At 41.1% G+C, this 24,619-nt stretch carries 20 protein-coding genes; all 20 read left to right on the forward strand.

Features of this window, described 5'->3' with window-relative positions; genetic code table 11:
- Positions 1-379 precede the first annotated feature (379 nt).
- The 20 genes from glgB to FFM57_RS03400 all read left to right on the forward strand — a co-directional run bounded on the left by glgB (position 380) and on the right by FFM57_RS03400 (position 24,602).
- Complete coding sequence (gene glgB, locus FFM57_RS03305) at positions 380-2,323, forward strand: 1,4-alpha-glucan branching protein GlgB (protein WP_137599095.1); 1,944 nt, start codon at positions 380-382, stop codon at positions 2,321-2,323.
- 19 nt (positions 2,324-2,342) lie between these two features.
- Positions 2,343-3,485 carry a glucose-1-phosphate adenylyltransferase gene (locus tag FFM57_RS03310; protein ID WP_137599096.1) on the forward strand — a complete coding sequence of 381 codons (1,143 nt, stop codon included), beginning with the start codon at positions 2,343-2,345 and terminating at the stop codon, positions 3,483-3,485.
- Positions 3,475-4,644 carry a glucose-1-phosphate adenylyltransferase subunit GlgD gene (glgD, locus tag FFM57_RS03315; protein WP_137599097.1) on the forward strand — a complete coding sequence of 390 codons (1,170 nt, stop codon included), beginning with the start codon at positions 3,475-3,477 and terminating at the stop codon, positions 4,642-4,644. Before FFM57_RS03310 ends, glgD begins: the two co-directional genes overlap by 11 nt.
- A complete protein-coding gene (gene glgA / locus FFM57_RS03320) occupies positions 4,641-6,074 on the forward strand; it encodes a glycogen synthase GlgA (protein WP_137599098.1) in 1,434 nt (477 codons plus the stop codon). The genes glgD and glgA overlap by 4 nt, the downstream gene beginning before the upstream one ends.
- A 25-nt stretch (positions 6,075-6,099) precedes the next feature.
- On the forward strand, positions 6,100-8,496 hold the full coding sequence (locus FFM57_RS03325) for a glycogen/starch/alpha-glucan phosphorylase (protein ID WP_137599099.1): 2,397 nt from the start codon (positions 6,100-6,102) through the stop codon (positions 8,494-8,496).
- 88 nt (positions 8,497-8,584) lie between these two features.
- Complete coding sequence (locus FFM57_RS03330; protein ID WP_137599100.1) at positions 8,585-10,438, forward strand: glycoside hydrolase family 13 protein; 1,854 nt, start codon at positions 8,585-8,587, stop codon at positions 10,436-10,438.
- 56 nt (positions 10,439-10,494) lie between these two features.
- Complete coding sequence (locus tag FFM57_RS03335) at positions 10,495-11,208, forward strand: hypothetical protein (protein ID WP_137599101.1); 714 nt, start codon at positions 10,495-10,497, stop codon at positions 11,206-11,208.
- Positions 11,209-11,374: 166 nt separating this feature from the next.
- Positions 11,375-12,736 (forward strand): UDP-N-acetylmuramate--L-alanine ligase, encoded by a 1,362-nt coding sequence (murC, locus tag FFM57_RS03340; protein WP_137599102.1) that lies wholly within the window; start codon positions 11,375-11,377, stop codon positions 12,734-12,736.
- A gap of 15 nt (positions 12,737-12,751) precedes the next feature.
- Entirely contained in the window at positions 12,752-13,237 is a 486-nt protein-coding gene (locus FFM57_RS03345; protein WP_137599103.1) for a MaoC/PaaZ C-terminal domain-containing protein, read from the forward strand.
- Positions 13,200-13,886 (forward strand): Bax inhibitor-1/YccA family protein, encoded by a 687-nt coding sequence (locus FFM57_RS03350; protein WP_371851237.1) that lies wholly within the window; start codon positions 13,200-13,202, stop codon positions 13,884-13,886. Before FFM57_RS03345 ends, FFM57_RS03350 begins: the two co-directional genes overlap by 38 nt.
- Positions 13,887-13,987: 101 nt before the next feature.
- Positions 13,988-16,627, forward strand: coding sequence for a DNA polymerase I (polA, locus tag FFM57_RS03355; protein WP_137599105.1), 2,640 nt, complete (start codon positions 13,988-13,990; stop codon positions 16,625-16,627).
- A 12-nt stretch (positions 16,628-16,639) separates the two neighbouring features.
- Complete coding sequence (gene mutM / locus FFM57_RS03360) at positions 16,640-17,470, forward strand: DNA-formamidopyrimidine glycosylase (RefSeq protein WP_137599106.1); 831 nt, start codon at positions 16,640-16,642, stop codon at positions 17,468-17,470.
- A 2-nt stretch (positions 17,471-17,472) separates the two neighbouring features.
- On the forward strand, positions 17,473-18,078 hold the full coding sequence (gene coaE, locus FFM57_RS03365; RefSeq protein ID WP_137599107.1) for a dephospho-CoA kinase: 606 nt from the start codon (positions 17,473-17,475) through the stop codon (positions 18,076-18,078).
- Between the two features lie 169 nt (positions 18,079-18,247).
- A complete protein-coding gene (trhO, locus tag FFM57_RS03370; protein WP_137599108.1) occupies positions 18,248-19,192 on the forward strand; it encodes an oxygen-dependent tRNA uridine(34) hydroxylase TrhO in 945 nt (314 codons plus the stop codon).
- Between the two features lie 170 nt (positions 19,193-19,362).
- Entirely contained in the window at positions 19,363-19,833 is a 471-nt protein-coding gene (gene nrdR, locus FFM57_RS03375; protein WP_137599109.1) for a transcriptional regulator NrdR, read from the forward strand.
- 2 nt (positions 19,834-19,835) lie between these two features.
- Complete coding sequence (locus FFM57_RS03380) at positions 19,836-21,164, forward strand: DnaD domain protein (RefSeq protein ID WP_170999872.1); 1,329 nt, start codon at positions 19,836-19,838, stop codon at positions 21,162-21,164.
- Positions 21,165-21,168: 4 nt separating this feature from the next.
- Positions 21,169-22,101, forward strand: a complete 933-nt coding sequence (gene dnaI, locus FFM57_RS03385; RefSeq protein WP_137599111.1) for a primosomal protein DnaI — start codon at positions 21,169-21,171, stop codon at positions 22,099-22,101.
- A gap of 113 nt (positions 22,102-22,214) precedes the next feature.
- Complete coding sequence (locus FFM57_RS03390) at positions 22,215-22,643, forward strand: hypothetical protein (RefSeq protein WP_137599112.1); 429 nt, start codon at positions 22,215-22,217, stop codon at positions 22,641-22,643.
- A 151-nt stretch (positions 22,644-22,794) separates the two neighbouring features.
- On the forward strand, positions 22,795-23,493 hold the full coding sequence (locus FFM57_RS03395; protein ID WP_137599113.1) for a tRNA (adenine(22)-N(1))-methyltransferase: 699 nt from the start codon (positions 22,795-22,797) through the stop codon (positions 23,491-23,493).
- Positions 23,490-24,602, forward strand: coding sequence for a Nif3-like dinuclear metal center hexameric protein (locus FFM57_RS03400; protein WP_137599114.1), 1,113 nt, complete (start codon positions 23,490-23,492; stop codon positions 24,600-24,602). The genes FFM57_RS03395 and FFM57_RS03400 overlap by 4 nt, the downstream gene beginning before the upstream one ends.
- Positions 24,603-24,619 lie beyond the last annotated feature (17 nt).

Consider the following 24,619-nt stretch of genomic DNA (forward strand, 5'->3'; position numbering starts at 1 on the left):
CGCCGTATACGGAACCGTACGTACGGTGGTGTGAGAGGTCGGTAGGCGAAATAATCGTCTACCTCCTACTCGATTTTGTAAAGAAACTAGTTTAAATGTTTTTCGCAACTTTTCTTTCATTAATTTTTTGATCTGGCTAGTAATAAAAATTAAATTTGTGAATTTTTTTGAACAGATGAGAATTGTTTGCACAAATGGTACATCAAGTATAATAGCGTTACAATAAATAAGAAAACGGTTACCTCGAATATTTGTTTTAATAATATTTGATATTTAATTAAAATTTTGAGATTTAGATTAAAAATGTGTTATTATGAATGAGAGAAGTAAAGCGTAGCTGTTGGCAGGGACAGTGAGAAGTGAAAGGAGTTTTGACGGATTGGAAAATGAAAAACAACAGGAAAATCTTCGGGAAGCTGCCCGAACTTTTACTACAGGGGAAAACTTTCGCATCGATCGTTATCTTGGTTGTCATGCAGGCTTAAAAGAACAAGAGTCGGGATTTTATTTTCGCGTTTGGGCTCCTCGGGCTCAGGAAGTTTTTCTAGTGGCTGATTTCACAGATTGGCATTACGGTGTACCGCTGGTTAAAAATGAATTTGGTATTTGGGAAATTTTTAGCAAAGTTGCCGGGGTTGGTGCTTATTATAAGTATCGGGTTATCCAAGCCGACGGAACTGAAGTGTTTAAAATCGATCCTTTTGCCAAAGTGATGGAGTTACGACCGGGAAATGCTGCGGTAGTTTACCAGGAGGAAAAACGCAAGTGGCGGGATGGTTTGTGGCGTGGGCGCAAGAAACGCTCCAATGCCTTTCAACGGCCACTAAATATTTATGAGGTTCACGCTAACTCTTGGCAACAGCATCCTGACGGGAGTTTTTTAAATTGGCAGGAACTGAAAGAGCAGCTAATTCCTTATGTGAAGGATTTAGGCTATACCCACATTGAATTTATGCCGTTAACGGAATACCCATTAGACGCTTCTTGGGGCTATCAGAGTATCGGTTACTTCTCCTTAACGAGTCGTTTCGGTAGCGTTAGTGATTTTCAAGATTTTGTAGAAGCATGCCATTTGGCCAATATTGGTGTTTTCATGGACTGGGTACCAGGACATTTTTGTGCCAACACCGATACCTTACCTTATTTTGATGGGACGGCGCAATTTGAATATGAGGACCCTAACCGTGCCCAAAATTTTGGCTGGGGTGCTTTAAACTTTGACCTAGGTAAGCCCGAGGTGCAGAGTTTTTTAATCTCTAGTCTGATGTATTGGCTAGATACTTTTCATTTAGATGGAATTCGGGTGGATGCCGTTTCCAACATGCTTTACCGTGACTTTGATCAAGGTCCTTGGACGCCTAATGAAGATGGCGGTAACGAAAACTACGAAGGCTTACACTTTTTAAAAAAATTAAACGCGGTGGCGCATCTTTATCAGCCAGATGTGTTAATGATTGCCGAAGAAAGTACGCACCAAATTAAAATTACGGGGCCTTTAGAAAGTGGTGCTTTAGGTTTTGATTATAAGTGGAACATGGGGTGGATGAATGATATTTTACGTTTCTTTGAAATGGATCCCATCTATCGCAAATTTAATTTTAACTTAGTGACCTTTTCCTTTATGTACACGTTTAACGAAAACTATCTCTTACCTTTGTCCCACGATGAAGTAGTCCACGGCAAGAAGTCTTTGATGCATAAGATGTGGGGCGACCGTTATCGGCAAAAAGCACAATTGCGCAATCTTTTCACCTTCTTAATGTGCCATCCAGGGAAAAAATTAAGTTTCATGGGGAATGAATGGGGCCAGTTTTTAGAATGGAAATTCCAAGAAGCATTGGAATGGCGCGATTTAGAAGATGACTTAAATCAAAAGATGCTCTTTTTTTCTAAAACTCTCAATCAACTTTATAAAGATGAGCCTGCTTTATACGAGTTAGACCATGAAGCAGCTGGGTTACAAATTATTGATGCTGATAACACGGAAGAAACGGTTTTAAGTTTTGTTCGCTATGGCAAACGAAAAAAAGATTTTTTAATTGCTGTTTTTAATTTTACCCCTGTCGAAAGACAAGCCTTTACAGTAGGGGTCCCTTATAGTGGGACTTACCAAGAAATTTTAAATACAGAAAAAGAAGAATTTGGCGGGACCTTTACAAAAGGCAATCCTCCCATGACCACCACCGGCGAAACTTTCAAAGATTTTCCTGATCAACTTAGTGTATTAGTGCCTGCTTTTGGTGCTTTAATTTTAAAACCAACAAGTATTCAACTGAAACAAGCTGAAAAAACGAAAATGAAGGGAGGAATGAGAAAAGTCTAAAAGATTTTTCTCCTGTAACATGAAAACCGAAATGCTGGCAATGATTTTAGCCGGGGGCCAAGGAACCCGGCTAGGAAAACTAACCAAAGATATTGCTAAACCCGCTGTTTCCTTTGGAGGGCGGTACCGCATCATTGACTTTGCTTTAAGCAACTGTACCAACTCCAACATCCGTAATGTCGGGGTCGTGACGCAATATCAACCGTTAGGATTAAATTCTCATATTGGTAATGGCTCTGCTTGGGGCCTAGATGGCATTGATACTGGGGTGACGATTTTACAACCGTATTCCAGTAGTGAAGGGGAGAAGTGGTTTGAAGGAACTGCTCATGCTATTTTCCAAAATATCGCCTATATTGATCAAATGGATCCAGAGTATGTTTTGATTTTATCCGGCGACCATATTTATAAAATGGATTACGAAAAAATGTTGCAGCAGCATCAAGAAAATAATGCCAGCTTGACGGTAGCCGTGATTGAAGTGCCAATGGAAGAAGCGAGTCGCTTTGGGATTATGAATACCGATGAAAACGATCGTATTATCGAATTTGAAGAAAAACCTGCGGAACCAAAAAGTAATCTCGCTTCCATGGGGATTTATATTTTTGATTGGGGACGTCTACGCTCTGTTCTCATGAATTCTTATTCAAAAGATGATCAAATGCTGGACTTTGGGAAACACGTGATTCCTTTCTTCTTAGAAAGTGGTGAAAACGTCTTTGCTTATCGTTTTTCTGGCTACTGGAAAGATGTCGGGACGATTGATAGCCTTTGGGAGGCAAGCATGGAGTTTATCCAACTAGACAACGAGCTAGATATTACCGATAAAACGTGGCGCATTTATTCTAAAAACCAGATTGCTCCTCCCCACTTCTTAACTGCCACCTCTGATGTTCAAGATTCATTAATCGTCGATGGCTGTTACGTAGCAGGCAAGATTCAACATTCAGTGCTTTCCGGTAACGTACAAGTAAAAGAGGGCAGTTTGATTCAAGATAGCTTCATTATGGCTGGTGCGACTATTGGAAAAAATGTCACAATCCAACGGGCAATCGTGGGAGAAAATGCCATTATCGGGGATAATGCCGTTATTGATGGAACGGAAGAAATCGCGGTAATTGGAAATGCTGAAGTGATTGGAGTGCAAAAAAATGAAGACTAATAAAATGTGTGCCATTTTAGGCAATGTTCACCGCTATGACGAGTTGGAACCTTTAACGGCTAATCGCCCCATTGCCACTTTACCTTTTGACTGTAAATATCGGTTAATTGATTTTCCTTTATCAGCGGTAGCCAATGCCAATTTAGAATCGGTTTTTATGGTGTTTAATGAAGGTGAGACGCAATCGGTCATGGATCATATTCGTGGAGGGAAAGAGTGGAGCTTAGACACGTTAAAAACGCGCCACTTTATGTACTTTTATCAAGAATTTGCCCGGATGCGCCAAGCGGGTCAGCCGTATTATAGCCCGTTAATTGACTTCATCGAAAAGTCTAAGACACAATATGCGGTGATTATGGGCAGCAAAATGCTTTGCAATGTAGATTTAAAAGCTATTCAGCGCGTACATGAAAAACAGCATAATAAGTTAACGGCTGTTTATAAACGTGTGGATCCGAAGATGATTGACAATTTTGATACAGTTATTGAATTTGATCAAGATAACCACATCACCGATGCCCATTTATATTATCAAGCACCGCAAGATCCAGAAAAAATGAATTTATGTATGGATATTTTTATTGCTGATGCGGAATGGTTAATTGATTTTTTGAAAAACGCGCAAGCTAATAATGAAACAGATGTCTTAGCTCAGCTTTTGAAAAACCATTTGACGGATGCCGGTTGCTCAGCTTATGAATATACTGGATACCTTAGTAATATTTCATCAGTCGATGCGTATTATCAGGCCAATATGGATATGTTAGATTCGCAAAAATTCCACGCCTTACTTTACAGCAATCAAAAAATTTACACGAAAATTAAAAATGAAGTGCCTACTTACTACGCGCCAGCTTGCCGAGTAAAAAATGCGCAATTTGCCACCGGTTGCTGGGTGGAAGGTGAAGTAGAGAATACCTTAGTTTCCCGCGGAGTGACTATCGCCAAAAAAGTGAGTATCAAGGATGCCATCATTATGGCTAGTTGTGAAATTGGTGTAGGCGCTGAAATTCAATATGCAATTTTAGATAAGAATGTCACTGTAGCACCGGGGGTAAAAATTAAAGGTACCGTGGATGCACCCCTCGTCATTGCTAAAGGAACCAATGTAACCACCAATCAAGTGACACCTACGACAGTTTTATCGGAGGCTCTATGAAAATTTTATTTGCAACGGCTGAATGTGCGCCCTTTTTTAAAACTGGTGGCTTAGGGGATGTCGCTGGAGCGCTACCGCAAGCATTGGCTGCTGAGGACCATGAAGTAGCGGTTATCTTGCCTTATTTGACAAAAATCCCCTCAGAGTTTCAAGCTGCAATGGAAGATTTATTTTATGATTTCATTCAAGTGGGTTGGCGTCGACAATACGTGGGGATTAAAAAATTAGTGCGGCAAGGGGTAACCTATTATTTCGTAGACAACGAGGATTATTTCGGACAAAGGGAGCTTTACGGCTATTACGATGATGGTGAACGTTGGGCTTTCTTCTGTCAAGCGGTTGTTCAGTTGTTGGAACGGTTCGACTTTTTACCTGAAGTAATTCACGTCAATGACTTCCATACGGCGATGATTCCTTTCCTCTTAAAAGAAAAATGGCATTGGGTACAAGCGTATCAAAAGATAAAAACCCTCCTGACAATTCATAACATTGAATTTCAAGGAGCGATGGATCCACAAGTTTTACCAGAGCTTTTTGGGGTAGGCATGGAACGCTACACCGATGGCACCTTGAGAATGGGGGATGCTGTTAATTTCTTGAAAGCGGGAATTCTGTATGCTGATGCGGTTAATACAGTTAGCCCCACATATGCTGAAGAAATTCAGACGCCGGCCTTTGGTTGGGGTCTGGATGGTGTCTTGCGCTCTGTTTCCGGCAAGCTTTCCGGCATTTTAAATGGGATTGACTACCAAGTGTACAATCCAGCTGCTGATCCTTACTTAACCGATCATTTCTCAGTTGATGATTTAACAGGCAAAGCACGCCTAAAAGCCCAGTTACAAAAAAGCTTTGGCTTACCACAAGACGCCCAAGTTCCTTTAATTGGGATTGTGAGCCGTTTGACAGAACAAAAAGGGTTCCGTTTGATGCTGAGTATGATGGATGAGCTATTGAGTGCTGATGTGCAGGTTGTCTTATTAGGCACGGGAATGCCTGAAATTGAAAATGGCTTCCGCTATTATGAGGGCCGTTACCCAAGTAAATTCAAAGCAGACATTGCTTTTAATTTGCGCCGTGCTCAAGAAATTTATGCCGGTTGTGATTTATTCTTAATGCCTTCCGCCTTTGAACCTTGTGGCCTTTCGCAAATGATTGCGATGCACTATGGCACGTTGCCTATTGTTCATGAAGTAGGTGGCCTTAAAGATACTGTAGAACCATACAGTCCCATTACTAAAAGAGGTACTGGTTTTAGTTTTAAAGATTTTAATCCAGAAGGGCTACGTTATGCCTACCAGCAAGCTGTGAACCTTTGCTGGCAAGATCATGAAACGATTTTAAAAATGCAAAAACAAGCGATGACCACTGATTTTAGTTGGGAGAAAAAAGCAACAGAATATTTAACGCTCTACCAAAGTCTGTTTGCCTAAAAAAATATCGCGGTAGGGAGTAAAAATGAAACTTAGTAAGAAAAAATTTGTTGCTGACTTTACACGGACACTACATGAACGCTTTGCTCTTTCCTTGGAAGACTCATCTAATTATGAATTTTACATGTCTTTAGGAATTTTAACCCGCGCCTATTACGCCAAAGCGTGGCAAAAAAGTACGGAACAATTAAAAAGAAACCAGAGTAAACAAGCGTATTACTTTTCCATTGAATTTTTACCAGGAAAACTCCTAAAAAGTAACTTGTTGAGCTTGGGAATCTACGACACCGTTGCGGCTGGTTTAAAAGATTTGAATTTAGATTTAGATGAATTAGCCAACTATGAGCCGGATATGGCTTTAGGGAATGGTGGTTTAGGTCGGTTAGCTTCTTGTTTTATGGATTCATTAGCTTCTTGTGGCCTGCCAGGGAATGGGAATGGGATTCGTTACAACTACGGGTTATTCAAGCAAAAATTTGTCGACGGCTACCAAGTAGAGCTTCCTGATTCTTGGCTAACCAGTGGTAACGTTTGGGAAGTCCGTAAGGAAAATAAAGCTGTGGAAGTAGGCTTTGGCGGTGAAGTATATTTAGTTCCCGATGGCAGTGGTGGTTTACAGCCGCTTTATGAAAATCAAGAAATCTTACGAGCGATTCCTTACGATACTCCAGTTGTCGGCTACCAAAATGACATTATTAATCAAATGCGTTTGTGGTCAGTAGAGATTCCTCTGCGGGAAGAAGGAAAATATTTAACCGTGGAGCAGCGAAAAGCAGTAGAGGATATTACCGCCGTTTTATACCCAGACGATTCTAGTGAAGCCGGTCGTTTATTGCGCTTGAAACAAGAATACTTTTTTGTTTCAGCCGGCTTACAAAGTATCCATAATTACTTCACTAGTTTAGGATTGCCAATTGAAGACTTTCCTAGTAAAGTCGCCATTCACATTAACGACACCCATCCAGCTTTATGTGTGCCAGAATTGATGCGTCTGTTACTAGATGTCAACGGGTTAACCTGGGAAAAAGCTTGGGATTTGACGGTGAAAACTTTAAGTTACACCAACCACACTATTTTACAAGAAGCCTTGGAAAAATGGCCCATCTTTATGGTGCAGTCTCTTTTACCACGCATTTATCAAATCATTCAAGAAATTGATGCTCGTTTTGTAGCAGAAAAAACGCCGCAAGTTGGGCCAACATTAGTCCGTAATACGCGAATTATTCAAGATGGTGTCGTCCATATGGCTAATCTTGCAATTATTGGCTCTCATAGTACTAATGGTGTAGCTAAGTTGCACTCGGACTTGTTAAAAAACGTGGTCCTTCACGATTTTTATTTGCTTTATCCTGAACGTTTTAATAATAAAACAAATGGCATTGCACATCGCCGCTGGTCTCAGTTGGCTAACCCCGCATTAAGTCAGGTTTTGGATGAGACGATTGGTACTACTTGGCGAAAAAATATTGAAGATATTGCGCTGCTGAAAGCTTATCGGGAAGATGATGAGGTTTTAAAGGCTTTACATGCAGCTAAACGCCACAACAAAGAACGATTAGGACAACTAATCCTCGAGAAAACCGGCGTTAGGGTCAGTCCTGATGCAATCTTTGATGTTCAAATTAAACGATTGCACGCTTATAAGCGGCAATTGTTAAATCTTTTGCACATTGTGAAACTTTATTTAGACTTAAAGGGAAATCCTCAGTTAGCCATGGTACCACGCGTCTTTATTTTTGGGGCTAAAGCTGCGCCTAGTTATGACTATGCCAAGACAATTATCAAATGCATCAATGAGGTTGCTAACTTAGTCAATCATGACGATACTCTCCAAGGAAAGCTGAAAGTTATCTTTTTAGAGAATTATAATGTTTCTTTAGCTGAAGTAATCATTCCTGCTGCAGATGTTTCTGAACAAATTTCTTTAGCCTCCAAGGAAGCTTCTGGCACCAGTAATATGAAATTGATGCTGAATGGAGCGTTGACTTTAGCAACGCTAGACGGTGCTAATGTTGAAATTCGCGATGCAGTAGGAGAAGAAAATATTTATCTCTTTGGTTTAACTGTGCCGGAAGTTTATGGCTATTACCAACGTGGGGATTATTGTGCGATGGATTATTATCATGCAGATCCAGTATTGCAGAAGGTTTTGAATGCTTTTGTCAACGGCGTAATTCCCAATATCCAACAAGAAGGGCACGTCATCTTTGAATCCTTGTTAAATTACAATGATGAATATTTTGTTTTAAGGGACTTTGCCTCTTATGTCGCAGCCCAAGCCGCAATTGAGGCTGACTATCAAAATCAACGACATTGGACCCAAATGAGCTTGCAAAACATTGCGAGTATGGCGCGCTTTTCATCTGATCGAACAATTGAAAGTTATGCAGCTGATATTTGGCATATTGAAAGTAAACAGTAGCAAGTAGAGGGTAAAAGAACCAGCGCTGTAAGGAAAAGGACTGTGAGCTAACCAAAGTCACAGTCTTTTTTTGTAAGGAGGAAAGAAAATGCAGGAAAGTTATTATAATTCATGGCTCAGCTATTATAAACGACCCTTTGGCGCGCAGCCGCTTCACAGTCAGGTAACCTTTACGATTGCGCTACCTCAAAACTGCCAGGCTACATTAGTCGTGCAAGGTCCTGACGCTGAATATGGGCAAGAACGATATCCTATGAAAAAGTTGAAAGAGCAGCACTATACATGCGAATATCATATCAAAGGTCAGCCAGGCCTGTATTTTTACTATTTTGAAATTAGTCAAGAAAATCAAGGAATTAGGCGCATTCAATACTATGGTGCTGGCACTAGCGGAGGTGGTGTGGGCCAACTTTATTTGAATGAGCACGAGGTTCAGCCTTATCAACTCACTTGCTATGAAAAAGATGATCCAGCTCCAGCTTGGTACTTAGAAGGCGTCGTTTACCAAATTTTTCCGGATCGTTTTTTTAATGGAAATGAGCACAAGACCATTACTAATCCTAAAGAAAATATTTTTATTTATGGCCGCCCCACCGATGAACCCCTGTATGTCAAAAATCAGCATGGAGATATTATCCGTTGGGATTTTTATGGAGGAAATTTGCAAGGAATCCGCCAAAAAATTCCTTACTTAAAAAAACTTGGGGTGACTGTTGTATATGTAAATCCAATTTTTCAAGCTGCTAGTAATCATCGTTACGACACGGCGGATTACTTTGCAATAGATGAAATGTTAGGTAGTGAAAAAGATTTTGTCCAACTAGTAGAAGCTTTGCACGAAAATGGAATGTATCTCATTTTAGATGGTGTTTTTTCCCATGTGGGACGTAACAGTCGCTACTTTAATTATGACGGTCGCTTTGGGGCGACAGCAGGTGCTTACCAAACGCCGGCCAGTCCTTATTACGAGTGGTTTACCTTTATGGATTATCCTGATAATTATAAATCTTGGTGGGGGATTCAAGACTTACCTGAAGTCAATAAAGACCAGCGTTCCTTTCAAGAATTCATTTATGGAGATTACGAGAGTGTTTTAAGTAAATGGAATCGTTTAAAGGTGGATGGTTGGCGCTTAGATGTAGCTGATGAATTGCCGGATACGTTTATTGCTGGCATTCGCCACAATTTAGATAGTTATCAAGATCGCGTACTTTTAGGAGAGGTTTGGGAAGATGCCTCCAATAAAATTGCTTACGGAAAACGTCGCCAATATATCTTAGAGCCACTGCTTCATGGGGTGATGAACTATCCGTTTCGCAAAATTATTCTCGACTTTTTAACGCAACAAAAAAATGCACAAAACACTAGTTTGTCTTTAATGACTATGAAGGAAAATTATCCGCCGAAAGTTTTATTGAACAATCTCAATAATATTGGTACTCACGATACGCGGCGTATTTTTACAGAATTGAAAGAAGAAGCAGCCTTGGTCAACCTTGCTTGTGGCTTGATGTTTATGTTGCCAGGAGTGCCATGTGTTTATTATGGCGATGAAGCAGGTGTGACGGGAGAGACGGATCCCAATAATCGCAAGTTTTTCCCTTGGGAGCATATTAACCCAGACCTGTACCATAGCTATCAAAAGTGGATCAAGGTGCGCAAAGAAATCCAAGTTTTACAAAGAGGGGAGTTTGTACCATTTTACTCGCAAGAATTATTAGGCATTTGTCGTTACGATTCTTCCGGCTATGCTTTGTATCTTTTAAATCCAGCCTTAAAAAAACAAAAAGTTGAAGTTGCAGAATTAAACTTTGCTGGTGAAAGTCCGTTACCCTACGAAAAATTAGTGAGCTTACTAGCGGGATTGGAGTTGAAACCTCGAGACGGTTATTTAGTCGCTGAAAGCTGGGGGGCCGATGGGGAAATCATCGAGTTTTCATAGGAATTTTCACAATTTTATGCTACACTAAAGCTACTAAATTAAAGTGGGTGAAAGCAATGAATAATCCTGATTTGAAACGCCACTTTCGTTTTCCGGCTTTCCCTGATGAAACCGGCGTAAAATTAACGAATTCCCGAGAAGAACTCTTAGCTGACTTACATTTATTTACTGATTCTAATATCGATGCTAGCATGAAGACAGTTCAGCCAAAAACAGTTGACGAAAAAGAAATTATCCCCGCAGAAACACAAAACGTTACAGCTTCTAACGAAATGGAGCCAACAGGGGCAACTAATCCCGCAGCTACAACGCGGCAAGAACGTTTCCATGGCGTGCCTGAAAAAAGAAACTTTCCAGTAGGGGGGAAACGGACGCAACACGAGCGGATGCAAATGAATAGTCGGCCGACAAAAATCCAGCACACTACAACAAAAATTACGAAACCGACTGATCGTTACAACGGTCGTTCTTATTTTGTGCCGAAGTACGTACCAGCTTCTTTAATTCCTGATGAAGATCAAAAGAAAATAAGTGCAAGTGAACTTATCCAAAGCTTAAAAAAAGCACCAGAAAGTTATTTAAACTTCACAACGGCTCCTGAAGAAACGGAAAGCTCCACACCCCAAGCTCGAGAAAGCTTCGTAGCTACTCCGCCAGTCACGTCGCCAGAGCTTGGCAAAAAAAAGAGCGCTTTGGAACGTTCTTTGGCCGGTATTTTAGCGGATGAGACGGAACAAGAGCCGCTGCGCAATCGCTATTTTGAAGATTAAGCTTGACGCTTAAGGATTGGCCCAATGTATTGTGGCCAGTCCTCTTTTCATGTTAACAAATGGGAGTTGCGAGAAACTCTAGTTGCAATTCTTTTTAAAATGTATCATAATACACAAAGTAGTTTAAACAAAAAACCTAAGTTATTTACAAAGAAGAGGGAAAAAGATGACCGAAACAACAATCGATACTTTAGTAACGGATAAAAGCAAATTATTTCATTTTGTAGGAATTAAAGGAACGGGCATGAGCTCTCTTGCTTTGATTTTGCACCAAAAAGGCTACCGCGTCCAAGGCTCCGATATTGAGAAGTACTTCTTTACGCAACGGGATTTAGAAAAAGCCGGAATTCCTTTGTTGCCTTTTTCAGCTAATAATATTAAACAAGACATGATTGTCATTGCCGGCAATGCTTTTCCAGATACTCATGAAGAAATTGAAGAAGCCAATCATTTAAATGTACCCGTTATTCGGTACCATGATTTCATTGGCAAGTTTATTCAACCTTATACGAGTATTTCCGTTAGTGGTTCTCACGGAAAAACTTCGACGACCGGTCTTTTAGCCCACGTTTTAAGTGGTGTAGCACCAACGAGTTACTTAATTGGCGATGGTACGGGTCATGGTGACCCTCACGCTAAATTCTTTGCTTTTGAAGCGTGTGAATATCGCCGCCATTTCCTAGCGTATTCTCCAGATTACTCGATCTTCACCAACATCGACTTTGATCATCCCGATTATTATACCAACATTGATGATGTCTTTAACGCCTTTCAAACGATGGCTAACCAAGTGAAAAAAGGAATCTTTGCTTATGGTGATGATCCTTATTTACGGAAAATTAAAACAGGCGTGCCAGTCTATTACTATGGTTTAAAGGAGACTGACGACATTTACGCTACCAATATTGAGCGGACAACAGAAGGCTCTGCTTTTGATGTTTATCATGGCAGTGACTTTGTGGGCCATTTTGTTTTACCGGCCTTTGGTCAACACAATATTTTAAATTCTTTAGGTGTGATTGCCGTGGCTTACTTTGAAAAATTAGACATGGCCTTAGTTGCCAAAGAAATGTTGACTTTTAAAGGAGTCAAGCGTCGCTTCTCTGAAAAGAAAGTCGCTGACATGGTGATTGTGGACGATTATGCTCATCATCCAGCTGAAATTAAAGCGACGATTGATGGCGCACGGCAAAAGTATCCCGATAAAGAAATCATCGCCGTTTTCCAACCCCATACTTTCTCGCGGACCATTGCTTTATTAGATGATTTTGCTGAAGCTTTGGATTTGGCAGATAAAATTTATTTGTGTGACATTTTCTCCAGTGCCCGGGAAAAATCCGGTAACGTAAAAATTGAAGATTTAGGCGCAAAAATTAAAAAAGGGGGCACGGTCTTAAAAGAAGACAATGTTTCACCCCTTTTAGATCACCATGATGCTGTAGCAATTTTTATGGGAGCTGGGGACGTGCAAAAATTTGAAGCGGCCTACGAAAATTTATTATCTACAACTACTCATAACGTTTTATAAAAGCGGGGGCCTTTGATGGATAAAATTAAAATTGGTAAAAATATCCACGAGCTCCAAGTAGGAGATTCGTTAAATTTAACAGAACAAATTGAGGATCGACAATTGTTGTTGTATTTAGGGTTAACCAATGACAATAATCCGTTAAATATTCAACATGACTACGCCGCAGAGACAGTTTATGAGCGGCCCCTTGTACCCGTTATTTTGTTGATGGGCTTAATTACTTCCGGTATCTCGAAGCATTTGCCAGGGCCAGGTAGCCGGATTGTTAATTTTGCCATTAACTTTATGAAACCTGTTTATCATTATGATACGATTACTTTGACCTTCCAGTTGACTAAAATCGACGAGCGGAAAGAGGTTGTGACCTTTGACGTGGAAGGGTATAATCAAAAGGAAGAGCGTATTTTGGACGCCACGGTGATGGTGGAACCGCCGCAAACTATTTTGAATGAAGGAGTCGATTTCAATGCAAGAAGTACAAACGAGTTCCCTGAATAAATATTTCGCCAAGATTTATTTATTGATGGCTTTAGGTTTAGCAATGAGTGCTGCTATGAGTTTTGGTTTATTAATGGCCAATCCCTTTCAAGCGGCCTTAGTGAGTTTCGTCAATCATTTTCCTTTAGGGTTTACGGGTCTTTGGCTGGTGGAATTACTTTTAGTCATTGTCTTAGGGATGAAAGGACAAAAAAATCCTACTCTGGCTTTGACGGGCTTTGTCGCTTTTTCTTTGATTAACGGGCTGGTGATTGCCGTAACGCTTTATGCGTATGAGTTGGGTTCAGTAGTTCAAGCTTTTGTCGGGGCTAGCGCTATGTTTGTGGGTTTAGGAATTTTTGGCGCTGTAACTAAAAAAGATTTAACCGGTTTAGGTTCTGCGGCTCGCGCCTTGTTGATTGGTTTAATCATTATGATTCCTTTGAACCTTTTTATTTTTAGAAGTAGTGGAATGGAAATGTTGATTTCTTGTTTGGCTTTAGTCGTCTTTTCTGCTTTGACGGCTTACGACCACCAAAAAATTAAAGCTTACTATCAACGCTATGGGAATCAAAACGGTATCGCCATTTTTATGGCCTTACAATTGTACTTAGACTTCATTAACTTGTTCTTAAGTCTCTTACGTTTGACGGGAAGTCGTCGGAGTTAAATGAAATTTCGAGTAGCTGCAGATTTTGCAGCTACTCTTTTTTCTTTTTCAGTGAAGATTTGTTACAATGAGGAGAAAGAAGAGAGCTAAAGGAGTTTACTATGAAAAAAATATTATTGATTGACGGCAATAGTGTGGCTTACCGCGCTTTTTTTGCCTTGCATAATTCTTTGGAACGCTTTAAAAATCATTATGGACTCCATACGAATGCAATTTATGCTTTTAAGAATATGTTAGAAAATATTTTAAAAGCTGAAGAACCTACCCATGCTTTAGTGGCCTTTGATGCGGGGAAGACAACTTTTCGTACGGCGTTTTTCCAAGAGTACAAAGCTGGTCGCGAAAAAACACCGGGGGAATTCAAAGAACAAATTCCTTTTATTAAAGAGCTAACGACGGGTCTCGGTTTAGCTCAGTACCAATTGGAAAATTATGAAGCTGATGACATTATCGGCACCTTAAGTCGCCAGGCAGCTGCTGAAGGTTTTGAGGTCGTCGTGATTTCCGGTGATAAAGATTTAACGCAATTAGCCAGTGACCAGATTACCGTGCAAGTCACTAAAAAAGGAGTCAGTGAGCTAGAAAGTTACACACCGCTTACTTTTGCGGAAAAATATGATGGTTTGACGCCGCTGCAGATGATTGATTTAAAAGGATTAGCCGGCGATACTTCCGATAATATCCCTGGTGTCCAAGGGGTTGGACCCAAGACGGCGATTAAATTATTAAATCAATACGGTTCTGTCGAAGGTGTCTATCAACACCTTGACGAGTTGAAGGCGTCTAAGATGAAGGAAAACTTAGTACGGGACCAAGAGCAAGCAATGTTGTCGAAGCGCTTAGCGACGATTAACCAAGAAGCGCCTTTAACGATTACCTTAGCTGATCTCGCCTATACTGGACCTGATATTGAGAAGCTAATACCTTTATACCAAGAATTAGATTTCAAAAATTTCTTGCAACAAATTGCCCCTAGTACGGCGGCAACGGAAATTGCGCCTTTAGCGTATGAAGTTGTCACAGAAATCACACCAGACCTTTTTGGTACCGAAAATACCTTCTACATTGAAATGTTAGCTGACAATTATCATACAGCAGAAATTGTCGGTCTTGCTTTTGGTCATGGAGAAAAATACTACGTCTTAAAAGATTTAAGTTTGCTACAAGATTTATTTTTCCAAGAGTTCTTAAGTAATCCTCAGCAGAAAAAAATTGTCTTTGATGCTAAGCGCACTATTGTAGCTAGTCATCGTCTCGGGGCCGATTTAGCTGGAATTGAGATGGATGTTTTATTGGCGAGTTACTTATTGAATCCTAATGACAATGCCAACGATTTGGCGACGATTGCCGCAACTTTTGATTATCAAGATATTCAAACCGATGAAGAGGTCTATGGCAAAGGGGCTAAAATTGCGCTACCGGAAGACCCTGAAGTTTTCCATCAACATTTGGTGCACAAATTAAAAGCTTTACAAACCTTGCAACCACTGCTTGCTAAAGAGCTGGTGGAGAAACAACAAGTGGAACTTTTCAATGAAATTGAACTGCCTTTATCCCAAGTCCTAGCACAAATGGAAATTACCGGAATTACTGTCGATAGCAGTCGCCTTGAAGCAATGAAAGTAGAATTCAGCGGGCGTTTAAAAGAAATCGAGGAAAAAATTTACCAAGAAGCCGGCGAAGAATTTAATTTAAACTCCCCCAAACAATTAGGGGTGATTCTCTTTGAAAAAATGGGTTTACCAGTCATTAAAAAAACAAAAACGGGCTATTCCACAGCGGTGGATGTCTTAGAGCAGCTGCGGGTGCAAGCGCCGATTGTGGATGATATTTTAACCTATCGGCAAATTGCCAAAATCCAATCGACTTACGTGGAAGGCTTGCTAAAAGTTATTGCCCCCGATCACAAGATTCACACCCGTTACCAACAAACCTTGACCCAAACTGGCCGACTCAGTTCAGTGGATCCTAACTTACAAAATATTCCGATTCGCTTGGAAGAAGGCCGGAAGATTCGCCAAGCTTTTGTGCCGCGAAAGGCCGATTGGTTATTGTATTCTTCTGATTACTCCCAAATTGAATTACGCGTCTTGGCGCACATTTCTAATGATGAACATTTACGGCAAGCCTTTTTAGCTGGGGAAGATATCCACGCGGCTACCGCTCGTCGGGTCTTTGGTTTAGCACCGGAGGCCGAAGTGACCCCTAATATGCGGCGTCAAGCCAAAGCCGTGAACTTTGGCATTGTCTACGGCATCAGTGATTACGGTTTATCACAAAATTTGGGGATTAGTCGTAAACAAGCGCAAGAGTATATTGATACGTATTTTGAAAAATATCCTGGGGTTAAGAAGTATATGGAAGATATTGTGCGGCAAGCCAAGGAAGAAGGCTTCGTGGAGACCTTATATCACCGACGCCGCTATTTGCCAGATATTAATTCCCGCAATTACAACTTACGCAGTTTTGCAGAACGGACCGCCATTAACACGCCGATTCAAGGTAGTGCAGCCGATATTATTAAAATCGCCATGATTCGGATGAACGAACGGTTAGCAGCCGAAAAAATGCAAGCGACCATGTTGCTACAAGTCCATGATGAATTAGTTTTCGAGGTGCCAGAAAGTGAACTTGAAAAACTCGACGCCTTAGTCAAAGAAGTCATGGAACAAGCTGTAAGTCTCAGTATTCCTTTAATTACGGAAAGTAACTGGGGCAAAACGTGGTATGAAGCGAAATAAAGGACGGTTAAGATGCCAGAATTACCAGAAGTAGAAACAGTACGGAAAACTTTGGTTCCTTTAATCCAAGGAAAAGTGATTGAAAACGTCCAAGTTTACTGGGACAAAATTATTCAAACGCCTAGTGTCGCGGAATTTTGCCAAGCCTTAGTGGGAGAAGAAGTTGTCGATGTTAAGCGCCGGGGCAAATATTTAATTTTTGAGTTGACCCATTATCAACTGATTTCTCATTTGCGGATGGAAGGAAAATACGGGCTGGCCAAAGTTGGCGAGCCTCATACTAAACATTTGCATGTTGTCTTTACCTTTAAGGACGGCTGGGAATTACGCTACTTTGATGTGCGTAAATTTGGGCGGATGTCCTTAGTGCCGAAAGGCCAAGCAGCAGTGTACCCCGGCATATTAAAATTAGGGCCGGAACCTTTTCCAGAGACTTTTGACCTGCCCGCCTTTCAAGCGGCACTGCAACGAAGTAGTAAAGAAATCAAACCTTTATTACTAGAACAAAAAGTGGTGACGGGTTTAGGGAATATTTATGTGGATGAGGCCTTGTGGGAAAGTAAAATTCATCCTTTAACCCCTGCTAAAAAGCTGACCCATGCAGAAATTAAAAAACTCCACCAAGCTATTATGGACGTCTTAGGTCGCGCTATTATTAGTGGGGGTACGACGATTCGTTCTTATCATAATGCTGTCGGGGAAGCGGGTCATTTTCAAGTGGAGCTGGCTGTTTATGGTAAGACCGGTGAGCCATGTCCCCGTTGTCAAACCGCGATTGAAAAAATAAAAGTGGGGGGCCGCGGAACCCATTTTTGTCCCCACTGCCAAGTATTGAAGGGCTAGCCATGACTTTTATTTTAGGACTAACCGGCGGCATTGCTTCTGGCAAGTCGTTGGTCACCAATTATTTTTTACAACAAAAGATTCCCGTCGTGGATGCTGATATAGTGGCCCGCAAAGTAGTCGCTCCAAAAACGCCAACTTTAGAACGGTTAGTTGCTGCTTTTGGCGTCGAAATATTGCAAGCAGACGGACAATTGAATCGCTCGGCTTTAGGCGCAATCGTTTTTCACGATGATGCGGCCTTAACGCGTTTGAATCAGTTAATGGACGGAGCAATTCGGCAAGAAATTTTAACAGCGATTGCCCAGGCTAAAAAACAAGAGCTGCCACTTTTAGTTTTGGACATTCCTTTATTATATGAAAGTCACTATGATCAGTATTGCGACAGTGTCATGGTGGTGAATGTTAGTTTGGCTACCCAAGTGACGCGTTTAATGCAGCGAAATAATTTGTCGGCTATTGAGGCCCACAATCGGATTCAAAAACAAATGCCTCTAGCTAGTAAAGTCGCCAAAGGAGATGTGGTGATTGACAATAATGGGACACCACAAGCTACCTATCAACAAGTTGAGCGCTGGTTAGCGCATCAAAATTTTAAGCGTGAATGAATAAAGCACTAAGGGGCGAAAGGTTAATCTTTCGTCTCCTAGCGCTTTTTCAGTTATCCTTTTTTACCACTTGCAAAGTAGTGAGCAAGCATCCTTTTTTCGTTTGTCTGTCGTTTCTTTTATACTAACTAGGTCAATCAAGATTTGACGAGGAAAGGAGCTTACAAAAATGGAATATCGGGTTTTACTTTATTATTGTTACACGTCTATCCCTGATCCAGTTGCTTTTGCCAACGAACACTTAGCTTTTTGCAAAAATTTGCATTTATTAGGTCGTATTTTAGTGGCGACAGAAGGAATTAACGGCACGATCTCTGGGACAGTAGCCGAAACGCAAGCTTATATGGATTACTTACATCAAGATTCCCGCTTTGCCGCGACTTATTTTAAAGTGGATGAAAGTCCCAGCCACGTTTTTAAAAAGATGTTCGTTCGTCCCCGCAAAGAGTTGGTGGCGTTAAATTTAGCAGATGACATAGATCCAACAGCTTTAACTGGAAAATATTTGACGCCGGCGGCCTTTAAAGAAGCTTTATTGGATCCAGCGACGGTGGTGTTGGATGCCCGCAATGATTATGAATACGATTTGGGTCATTTTCAAGGGGCCGTTCGCCCAGAAATTCGCAATTTTCGTGAGCTGCCCCAATGGATTCGCGATCATAAAGAACGCTTTATGGATAAAAAGATTGTCACCTATTGTACCGGGGGCATTCGTTGTGAAAAATTTTCCGGCTGGCTCTTAAGAGAAGGCTTCACAGATGTTGGCCAACTCCACGGTGGGATTGCGGCTTACGGGAAAGATCCGCAAGTGCAAGGTGCTTTATGGGAAGGGAAAATGTACGTCTTTGATGAACGATTAAGTGTGGAAATCAATCACGTGGCTAAAACAGTGGTGGGGCGAGATTGGTTTGACGGCACGCCTTGTGAGCGCTACATTAATTGCGCCAATCCTGAGTGCAATCGCCAAATTTTAGCATCAGCAGAAAATGAGTACCGGCACTTAGGGGGCTGTTGTTTAACTTGCAGTCAACATCCGAAAAATCGCTACGTTTTAAAGCAACAATGGACACCAGAAGAAGTGAACCAACGGCTCGCGACTTTAAGGGCGCTATGAAATAAGAATTGATGGAGTTTTTTCGCTCCATCAATTTTTTATTTGCCGCCAAAAAATAGTTTAAGGTAAAAGTTTCTAAAATTTAGCAAATGTCAGGGTGTTTCTTTAAAAAAGCTGCTAGAATCTGTTATACTAACAGTAGTTTAAATTACAGTAAAGAGGTGAGGACCATGCGTTGTCCACGATGTAATCATGCCAACTCGCGAGTTATTGATAGCCGTTCCACTGACGATGGTAAGGCGATTCGTCGGCGTCGGGAATGTGAAAGCTGTGGCTTTCGGTTTACCACTTTTGAACGCATTGAAGTAGCTCCGCTACTAGTGGTGAAAAAAAATGGCGAACGGGAAGAGTTTAAGCGGGAAAAAATCTTGCGGGGCCTCGTCCGTTCCGCTGAGAAACGACCGGTTTCTTTAGAACAGATGGAAGCCGTAGTCGCGCGAATTGAAAGTAAAATTCGCAATCTGGGAGAAAATGAAGTTTCCAGTACCTTGATTGGGGAATACGTGATGGAAGAATTGGTGGACTTAGACGAGATTGCTTACATTCGTTTCGCCAGCGTCTATCGTCAGTTTAAAGATATGTCGGTTTTCTTAAAGGAATTACAAGAGATTGTCCAAAAAGCGAAAAAAAATGAGGAATGACGGTGACTGAAGACGTTTTAAAACCTAGCCAAACTTTTTTTGTAACGCAAGGATTACCCTTGACGTCCCAAGAGCAAGAGGTACTGGAAGGCCTCTACCTACCTTTAGTGGGAAGTATTGCCTTGAGTTTGTATCAATTCTTTGCCTTTCAAAGCAAATTTACAGATCCCCAGCCTCATTTTCAACTTTTAACGCGGTTAGATTTAGGACTGCAAAATTTTTTAACAGCCCGCTATAAATTAGAAGCGTTGGGGCTATTGCGGAGTTTTGTCACGCCTAAAAATGAATATCATTACCAATTGGTGGCGCCAATTAGTGCGCGGCAATTTTTACAAGACGATATTTTTAGTCATTTACTTTTAGGGAAAATTGGCGAAAAAGATTATCAAATGTTGGCCCAGTATTTCTTAACACAAACGGCTACTAGTGCCTCTAACAGTGAAGAAATCGAAATTACCACTTCTTTTCAAGGGAGTTTTGATTTATCACAAGCTCAAATGAGCCAGCCTTTACCCATCACCATCGGAGAGGTACAAGAAGTTCGTCCGCCTGCAACGAAAATCGACTGGCTATTTTTAGCCGATTTATTAGCAAAGCAAGGTTTAAAACTCAAACAATTAACAGGGCTTGAACGGACGGAGTTAGTACAATTGGCTGACCTTTATGGCTATGATGACTTTACGTTAGGCAAATTATTAGTGGAGACTGCCGATGATGACGGTCTTAACTTAAAAAAACTGAAACAAGCCATCGCCAAAAACTTTAATGCCAAGTTACAAACCATCGCTGCAAAACCAAGCGTACCCGCCAATGAAGAACGGTTTGCTGGGTTGAGACAACAGGGGTTTTCAGCAGCAGAGTTACAATTTATTCAAACAATTGAAAAGATTAGCCCGATGGACTTTTTAGCCGCTATTAAAAAGCAAAAAGGGGGCTTTGTGGCGGATCAAGAACGGTACTTACTGGAGCAATTGCGCAGGCGCAGTACTTTGAGTGATGGCGTTTTAAACATTTTAATTGATTATGTCTTGCGCCAGCAAAATCAAGCTAGCCTGCAAGCTTCTTACGTCAATACGATTGCCAATGATTGGGCGCAAAATAAAGTTCAGCTACCTGAAGATGCCATGGTGAAAATTAAGGAACTTATCGGGAAAAGCCAACAATCTAAAGAACAACGTTATGGGCGGAAGAATAATAATAGCCCTCAGCGCAAACGGCCGAAAGAAGAGTTGCCTGATTGGGTAGATAAGCCCATGACGGAAACGGAGATGGACGAAAAAGACAAAGAAGCCTTTTTAAAACGCATCGAAAAATTAAAGGAAAGCCGGTGAGCAGATGGAAAATGTGGGGAAAACGTTGCGCCATTTAATGGATCAACGACACGTAGCAGGCGTCTACCAGCAGTTGATGGAAGATGTGCTTCAAGATAATGAAGTGCAAGCTTTTTTACAAGAGCATGCTGATGAACTTTCTGAAGAGGAAGTCATGAAAAGCTATGCTAAACTTTATGAGTTTGTCCAAGAAAAAAAGAAATATTTAACCCAAGATACGACCATGATTGCTCCTGGTTATAAACCGCAATTAGTTTTGAATCATCATTTTGTTGATGTGAGTTATGTACCCACGGCTGAACTTTTAGCGCAACAAGAAAAGCAAGCCATTATGCGTCGTGTTTCCACTTTTGAAATGCCTAAAGACGTCAAAAATGCAGCTTTTGACCAACTGGAGTTGACACCAGAGCGAGCTCCTGCTATTGATCAAGCCTTGGCTTTTGTGGAAGCCTATCAAGAAAATCCCCGCGACTTTCATAAAGGCTTGTATTTGTCCGGTAGTTTTGGGGTGGGAAAAAGTTACCTCTTAGGTGCTATCGCTCATGAATTAGCCGTGCGGGGCCACGAGACGTTAGTCGTCCATTTTCCTGCTTTTGCTGGTGAAATGAAACGCGGAATTGGCCGGGGCACGTTAGATGAACAACTACAACAAGCAAAAAAAGTTCCGATTCTCATGTTAGACGACTTGGGGGCCGATACTCTCTCTAGTTGGATTCGGGATGAAGTACTGGGGGTCATTTTGCAATATCGGATGCAAGAGCAATTGCCGGTATTCATCTCTTCTAATATCGCCATGAAAGATTTGGAGCGGGTTTACCTGACGACCAATAACAAAGGAGAGGAAGAACCCTTAAAAGCCAAACGATTAATGGAGCGGGTACGCTACTTAACTAAAGAAGTCCACATCGAAGGGCGCAACCGACGCAATATGAATTAAAGTGTTATAAAAAAATAAATAAACAATCAATAATACCAAGGGTTATGTTTTCAAATTGCATTGACTTACTAGTTATCTTATTGGATAATTTAGCTAGAAGGAGGTTTTGCAAGATGAAAAAAATAATCTTTGGTATTTTGCTGAGTTTAACCACTTTAACATTCCTTTCCGCTTGTGGTGAAAACAAAGCTAGCACACAAGAAAGTACGACAGCCTCAAGTAGCGCTGAAGTGGCCAGTGATGCTAGTGTTTTTACTGGTGTGTTAGCTGAAGAAGCGACAACGAGTGCAGATGGTTCCATACAGTTAAAGTTGACGGACGTTGAAGCCATCAATGATCCAGAAGAAATCAGTAAGTCTTTTGCTAATGACGGTGTCATTCTGAATGTTAGCGAAGAACAGTTTGCGGCGAGTTTTGATGCAAACGATTACAAAACCGGAGCGATTGTCCGCTTCACTTTACAAGGGATGCCGATTATGACCATGTCGATTCCCCCACAAATTCCTGGCAACTCCATTCAAACGGTGGAATTAGGAAAATAAATTTTTCTTCCTGAGACTCGCTAGTTTTATCCTTTACGAGTTTCAGGAAGTGAATTTTTATTTGTGAGAAATTTGTTACGGAAAAGAAGGAAAAATCGTCTTTTTCTCCACCATAAATAACTGGTATAATGAACACGAGGTGAGGAAAAGCATGAATGAATATAGCTTATCAAAGCGCTTAAAAGCGGTGGCCGATTTGGTTCCAAAAAACAGCCGCTTAGGAGATATTGGCTCCGACCATGGCTACCTAGCTAGTTATTTACTTTTAAAAGGGCAAATTACAGCAGCAGTTTGTGGCGAAGTAGTACCTGGACCTTATCAACAAACCCTTGAACAAATCGAAAAAAGAAAATTGACCGCGCAAGTGACCGTCCGCTTAGCCGATGGTTTAGAGGCAATTGAAGAAAGCGACCAGTTAACGTGCATCACCATCTGTGGGATGGGGGGCAAGTTGATTCGCGATATTTTAGCAGCGGGAAAAGAAAAATTGACGCCAGCCATGACGTTAATTTTACAAGCTAATGTTGGGGAACATTTACTGCGGGAGTGGTTAGTAGCAGAAAATTACGTTATTACTCAAGAGGTAATTCTTGAGGAAAACAATAAAACTTATGAGATTATCAAGGCAGAAAAAGTACCGGCGCAAGTTTTATTAACGCCAGCTGAGCTCCTTTTTGGTCCTATTTTGTTACAAGCTAAAGAAAATCAAGTTTTTCAAGCAAAATGGCTGCGGGAATATCATAATAAAGAACGCATTTTAAATCAGTTATTAGCAGCAAAAGATGTTGAGCCAGCGAAAGTGACGTATTTCCAACAAGAATTAGCTTTAATTAAGGAGGTACTGGTGTGATTGTTGCTGATTTTATTGAACGTTTTGAAGCGTATTGTCCGCCATCTTTAGCGGAAGAAGGTGATCCGATTGGTTTACAAATCGGGGATCGTAACGCTGTTGTAAAAAAAATCTTAGTGACCCTAGATGTGCGGCCGCAAGTGGTGGCAGAAGCGATTGCTGCCGGTGTCGATTTAATTTTTGCCAAACACCCCTTAATTTTTCGTCCAGCTAAAACCATTACGACGGACAATCCGCAAACGAAAATGTATTTGGATTTAATTCAGCATCAGATTGCCGTTTATGTCGCCCATACTAATTTAGATATCGTTCCTAACGGTTTGAATGACTGGTTTTGTGAAGCTTTGGAAATTCAAGAAACAGACTATTTAACACCGACCCATACGAAAAAATTCTATAAGCTACAGACCTTTGTTCCAGCCAGTCACACGACAATTTTGCGGGACGCTTTAGCTAATGTTGGGGCAGGCGTTCTTGGGGCGTATCAAGGATGTGCCTTTACTAGTGCAGGGACTGGTTATTTTACGCCAAATGTTGAAGCAAAACCTTTTAGTGGCACTAAAAATCAGCCTAGCGCCGTTCCTGAAGAAAAATTAGAAGTGAGTTTTCCAGAAGAATTGTTGGCGATGGTTGTTGAAACAGTGTGGCAACATCATCCATATGAAGAACCAGTTTTAGATATTTTTTTAGACGAAGGTAAGCGGGAGAACTACGGCTTGGGCCGCGTGGGGAATCTCGCAACGCCAATCCCCCTTGCGGATTTTATTCAGCGGGTGAAAAAGACTTTTGCAGTACCGACAGTTAAAGTAATCGCTAATGACCCGCAACAAATGGTGCAACGTATTGCCATTTGTGGTGGGAGTGGCGAAAAATTTTATCCCGATGCGATTAGGCAACACGCCGATGTGTATATTACCGGTGATGTCTATTATCATACGGCCCATGATATGGAAGCACTAGGATTGACAGTGATTGATCCAGGCCATTATATTGAGAGCTTTTGTAAAGAAAAGCTTGTCCGTCTTTTTAATTCTTGGCAGTTAGAAAAGGAGGAGGACCTAACGATTGTGGCCTCCAAGGTCAATACGAATCCTTTTTCTTTTCAATAAAATAAATAGCACAAAAG

The organism is Enterococcus nangangensis (assembly GCF_005405245.1).
Lineage (GTDB): Bacteria > Bacillota > Bacilli > Lactobacillales > Enterococcaceae > Enterococcus_J > Enterococcus_J nangangensis.

Coding starts and splice junctions, on each gene's coding strand:
- FFM57_RS03310 (WP_137599096.1), top strand. CDS start 2,343: ATGAAAACCGAAATGCTGGCAATGATTTTAGCCGGGGGCCAAGGAACC.
- glgD (WP_137599097.1), top strand. CDS start 3,475: ATGAAGACTAATAAAATGTGTGCCATTTTAGGCAATGTTCACCGCTAT.
- glgA (WP_137599098.1), top strand. CDS start 4,641: ATGAAAATTTTATTTGCAACGGCTGAATGTGCGCCCTTTTTTAAAACT.
- FFM57_RS03325 (WP_137599099.1), top strand. CDS start 6,100: ATGAAACTTAGTAAGAAAAAATTTGTTGCTGACTTTACACGGACACTA.
- FFM57_RS03330 (WP_137599100.1), top strand. CDS start 8,585: ATGCAGGAAAGTTATTATAATTCATGGCTCAGCTATTATAAACGACCC.
- FFM57_RS03335 (WP_137599101.1), top strand. CDS start 10,495: ATGAATAATCCTGATTTGAAACGCCACTTTCGTTTTCCGGCTTTCCCT.
- murC (WP_137599102.1), top strand. CDS start 11,375: ATGACCGAAACAACAATCGATACTTTAGTAACGGATAAAAGCAAATTA.
- FFM57_RS03345 (WP_137599103.1), top strand. CDS start 12,752: ATGGATAAAATTAAAATTGGTAAAAATATCCACGAGCTCCAAGTAGGA.
- polA (WP_137599105.1), top strand. CDS start 13,988: ATGAAAAAAATATTATTGATTGACGGCAATAGTGTGGCTTACCGCGCT.
- mutM (WP_137599106.1), top strand. CDS start 16,640: ATGCCAGAATTACCAGAAGTAGAAACAGTACGGAAAACTTTGGTTCCT.
- coaE (WP_137599107.1), top strand. CDS start 17,473: ATGACTTTTATTTTAGGACTAACCGGCGGCATTGCTTCTGGCAAGTCG.
- trhO (WP_137599108.1), top strand. CDS start 18,248: ATGGAATATCGGGTTTTACTTTATTATTGTTACACGTCTATCCCTGAT.
- nrdR (WP_137599109.1), top strand. CDS start 19,363: ATGCGTTGTCCACGATGTAATCATGCCAACTCGCGAGTTATTGATAGC.
- dnaI (WP_137599111.1), top strand. CDS start 21,169: ATGGAAAATGTGGGGAAAACGTTGCGCCATTTAATGGATCAACGACAC.
- FFM57_RS03390 (WP_137599112.1), top strand. CDS start 22,215: ATGAAAAAAATAATCTTTGGTATTTTGCTGAGTTTAACCACTTTAACA.
- FFM57_RS03395 (WP_137599113.1), top strand. CDS start 22,795: ATGAATGAATATAGCTTATCAAAGCGCTTAAAAGCGGTGGCCGATTTG.